This window comes from Ruegeria sp. CF3 (assembly GCF_056537365.1).
This window is the reverse complement of sequence record NZ_JBQFRK010000014.1, coordinates 1-4026: the sequence shown is the minus strand read 5'-3', so window position 1 is coordinate 4026 and position 4026 is coordinate 1. Positions and strand designations below refer to the sequence as shown.

The 4026-nt window shown below is 61.6% G+C and carries 3 protein-coding genes; all 3 read right to left on the bottom strand.

Features of this window, described 5'->3' with window-relative positions:
* The coding region (locus ACR0KC_RS22220) for an iron-containing alcohol dehydrogenase (protein WP_170819531.1) at positions 1 to 1098 on the bottom strand (1098 nt) is incomplete at its 3' end.
* 67 nt (positions 1099 to 1165) lie between these two features.
* Positions 1166 to 2548, bottom strand: a complete 1383-nt coding sequence (locus tag ACR0KC_RS22215; protein ID WP_480772364.1) for an aldehyde dehydrogenase family protein — start codon at positions 2546 to 2548, stop codon at positions 1166 to 1168.
* A 128-nt stretch (positions 2549 to 2676) separates the two neighbouring features.
* On the bottom strand, positions 2677 to 4026 hold a 1350-nt coding region (locus ACR0KC_RS22210), incomplete at its 5' end, for a glutamine synthetase family protein (protein WP_480707755.1).

The following is a 4026-nucleotide window of genomic DNA, read 5'->3' as shown; positions in this document are numbered from 1 at the left end:
GATCGGATTCCCTCCGCATGAGGGGTCGATGATTGCGCCCTGGACCAGTTCGGGGATGGCGGCTTTGGTGACGCCGAGGTCGGAGAGTTTGCGGGGGATGGCGAGGCTGTCGTTGAACTCTTGCACGAAGCTGCGGAAGCCGTCGAAGCCGCCGTCGATGCCCAGATAGGCGGCGGCTTGCTGGAAGCGGTCGGCGATGACTGGCGCGTTGAACTCGAGCACGGCGGGCATGCAGACCGCGTTGGTGGTGCCGTGGTGGGTGTTGAACACCGCGCCGACGGGGTGGCTCATGGCGTGGATGGCGCCCAGGCCTTTCTGGAAGGCGGTGGCCCCCATCGCCGCCGCGCTCATCATCTGGGCGCGGGCTTCGATGTCGGTGCCGTCCGCATAGGCACGTGGCAGGTAGTCCTTGACCAGCCGCATTCCTTCCAGCGCGATGCCCTGAGACATCGGGTGGTAATGCGGGCTGCTGAACGCCTCGACACAATGCGCGAACGCATCCAGACCGGTGCCTGCGGTGATGAACTTGGGCATGCCCACCGTCAGCTCGGGGTCGCAGATCACCACGGTCGGCAGCACCTTGGGATGGAAGATGATCTTCTTGGCGTGGGTTTCAGAATTGGTGATGACGCTGGCGCGCCCCACTTCGGACCCGGTCCCGGCGGTTGTGGGGACGGCGATGATCGGCGCGATGGCATCGGCATCCGCTCGGGTCCACCAATCGCCGATATCCTCAAAGTCCCAGACCGGGCGCGTCTGACCACACATGAAGGCGACCATCTTGCCCAGATCCAGCCCCGAGCCGCCGCCAAAAGCGATCACCCCGTCATGGCCGCCCGCGTTATAGGCCGCAACACCGGCCTCGAGGTTCTGTTCATTGGGGTTCGGGTCCACATCCGCGAACAGACCCCGGCCCAGACCGGCGGTCTCCATGATATCCAGCGTCGCGGTGGTGATCGGCAGGTCGGCCAGCCCCTTGTCGGTGACCAGCAGCGGCTTCTTCATGCCGGCCGCAGCACAGGCTTCGGGTAATTCATTGATCCGCCCGGCCCCGAATTTGATTGCGGTTGGATAAGACCAGTTTCCAACAAGTGACATGTTTGCTTTCCTTCGTGTCAAAAGGCCTGCCCCGGCGAGGGGGTCATTCCGAGGCAGGCCGGCGTCCTTAGCCCGTGACCTTTTTCAGGTGATAGGATTTGGGACGTGTCAGGTTGTGATAGCCAATGACCGAGAGACCGCCGCCGCGCCCGGTATTCTTGCAGCCGGTCCAGCACAGGCCGGGATCCAGATAATCGGCCCGGTTCATGAAGACGGTGCCCGTCTCAATCTGGTCGCCCACCCGCGCTGCACGGTCCAGATCGCGGGTCCAGAGGCTCGCCGTCAGGCCAAACGCGCTGTCATTCATCAGCCGGGTGGCCTCGTCATCCGAGGACACTTTCATGATGCCCACTACCGGGCCAAAGCTTTCATCCCGCATCACCCGCATGTCATGGGTGACATTGGTCAGGATCTGCGGCGTCAGATATGCGCCGCCATCATCCTCGGGGAAGATGTCGATATGGGCCACCGCACCAGCCTCGACCGCCTCGGCAATCTGCGCCCGCACCTCATCGGCAAAGCGCACATTGGCCATCGGGCCAATGGTGGTCTCAGCGTCCAGCGGATTGCCCAGCTTATAGCCCTTCACGATCTCCACCGCCCTGGCGACGAAGTCGTCATACAGGCTTTCATGCACATAAATCCGCTCGATCCCGCAGCAGCACTGGCCCGCGTTGAACATTGCCCCGTCGATCAGCGTCTCAACCGCCGCCTCCAGATCGGCATCGTCCATCACATAACCCGGATCCTTGCCGCCCAGCTCAGTCCCGACGCCGGTAAAGGTGCCCGCCGCCGCGCGCTCCATCGCCTGGCCGCCGCCGACCGAGCCGGTGAAGTTCACGAAGTCGAACGCATTGCCCGCGATCAGATCGTTGGTCACGTCATGGCTCAGAAAGACATTCTGGAACACGTCTTCCGGCACACCCGCTGCATGGAAGGCCTGCGCCATACGCTCGCCCACCAGCAGGGTCTGCGTGGCGTGTTTCAGGATCACCGTATTACCCGCGATCAGCGCCGGGGCCACCGTGTTGATCGCCGTCATGTAAGGATAATTCCAGGGCGCCACCACAAACACCACCCCATGCGGGATGCGCCTGATATAGCGCTTGAACGTCTCATCTTCGCCCACCGCGATATCAGCCAATGCGCTTTCGGCAATCCCGGCCATATGGCTTGCGCGCTCGTTGAAGCCGCCAAACTCACCGCCATAGCGCACCGGGCGACCCATCATATGCGCCAACTCGGGCACGATTTCCTCATTCATCGCGCCAACAGCAGCCACACCCGCCATCACGAGATCAATGCGTTCCCGCAAGGGCCGCGCCGCCCAAGCCGCCTGTGCGGCCCGCGCCCGGCCCGCAACCTCAAACGCGGCCTCCCGCGACAACACCTCGCGCTCGGCATAGACCGACCCATCAATCGGCGAGACACATTGCAACATCTGCCCCATAGTCACTCCATCTCTAAAGAGAGCAGGATCCCTGCTTCATCTGGCCATAAATATCTCTGGGGCCGCCATTGGTGCGCCATTGGTTCGAGCGCCGATGGCGGCGGGGCTGGCCCCTCGCTTTCACCCTCTCAAGCCCGCTCAAACCCGCGGGCAATTTCCCAATCGGTCACCACGCGCTCAAACTCTTCGATCTCAACCTCGGCCGCGCGCGCATAGTGATCGACAACGTCATCTCCCATCGCAGCCCGCAACATCGCCGAGCCATGCAGCGCATCTCGCGCCGCGCGCAGATTGCCCGGGATCATCCCCGTCTCTCCCTGATAGACGTCGCCCGTGGTCGGCGGCTGCAACTCCAGCCCTTCTTCGATCCCAGCGATCCCCGCCGCCAGCATCCCAGCCATCGCCAGATAGGGGTTCATATCCGAGCCCGGGATACGGCATTCCACCCGCACCGCCTTGGTGCCGTCACCGCACAGGCGGAACCCGGCGGTGCGGTTGTCCACCGACCAGATGATCCGCGTCGGCGCAAAGGTCCCCTTCATGAACCGCTTGTAGCTGTTGATGTAGGGCGCCATGAAACAGGTGTAATCGGCGGCGTATTTCAAAAGACCCGCCATGTAGCTTTTCATCACATCCGACATGCCGAGCGGGTCTTTTTCGTCGAAAAAGATCGGCCGCCCCTCGGACCAGAGCGACTGATGCACGTGGCTGGAACTGCCCACTTTCTCATGATGCCATTTCGGCAGGAAGGTCGCGGCATGCCCATGCTGCCAGGCAATCTCTTTCACCGCGTTCTTGGCGATCGAGTGATACTCGGCCGTCTCCATCGCAGGCGCATATTTGATGTTCAGCTCTTCCTGCCCGGTCTCGGCCTCACCTTTCGTGTTCTCGACCGGTATCCCCGCATCCCACAGATGGTTGCGGATCGGGCGCATCACATGCTCTTCCTTGGTGGTCTGAAGGATGTGATAGTCTTCGTTGTACCCCGAGATCGGCTCAAGGTCGCGAAAGCCTTCCTTGCGGATCTGATCAAAGCTTTTCTCGAACAGGAAAAACTCCAGCTCGGTGGCGCACATCGCGTCATAACCCATCGCCTTCAACCGGTTCACCTGACGCTTCAGGATCGAGCGCGGCGCGTGTGGCACTTCTTCATGCGTGTGATGATCCAGCACATCGCACATCACCATCGCCGTGCCTTCCAGCCACGGTACAGGGCGCAGAGTGCTCAGATCCGGCTTCATCACATAATCGCCATAGCCCCGCTCCCAACTGGTCGACGCATACCCATCCGGCGTCCCCATCTCGAGATCCGTCGCCAGCAGATAATTGCAGCAATGCGTCTCTTCCCAAGCACCCGCAACAAAATGACCCGCATGAAACCGCTTCCCCATCAAACGGCCCTGCATGTCAACCAGACAAACCAATACCGTATCAATCTCGCCAGACGAAACCTCAGCCTTCAAATGCTCAAATGTCAG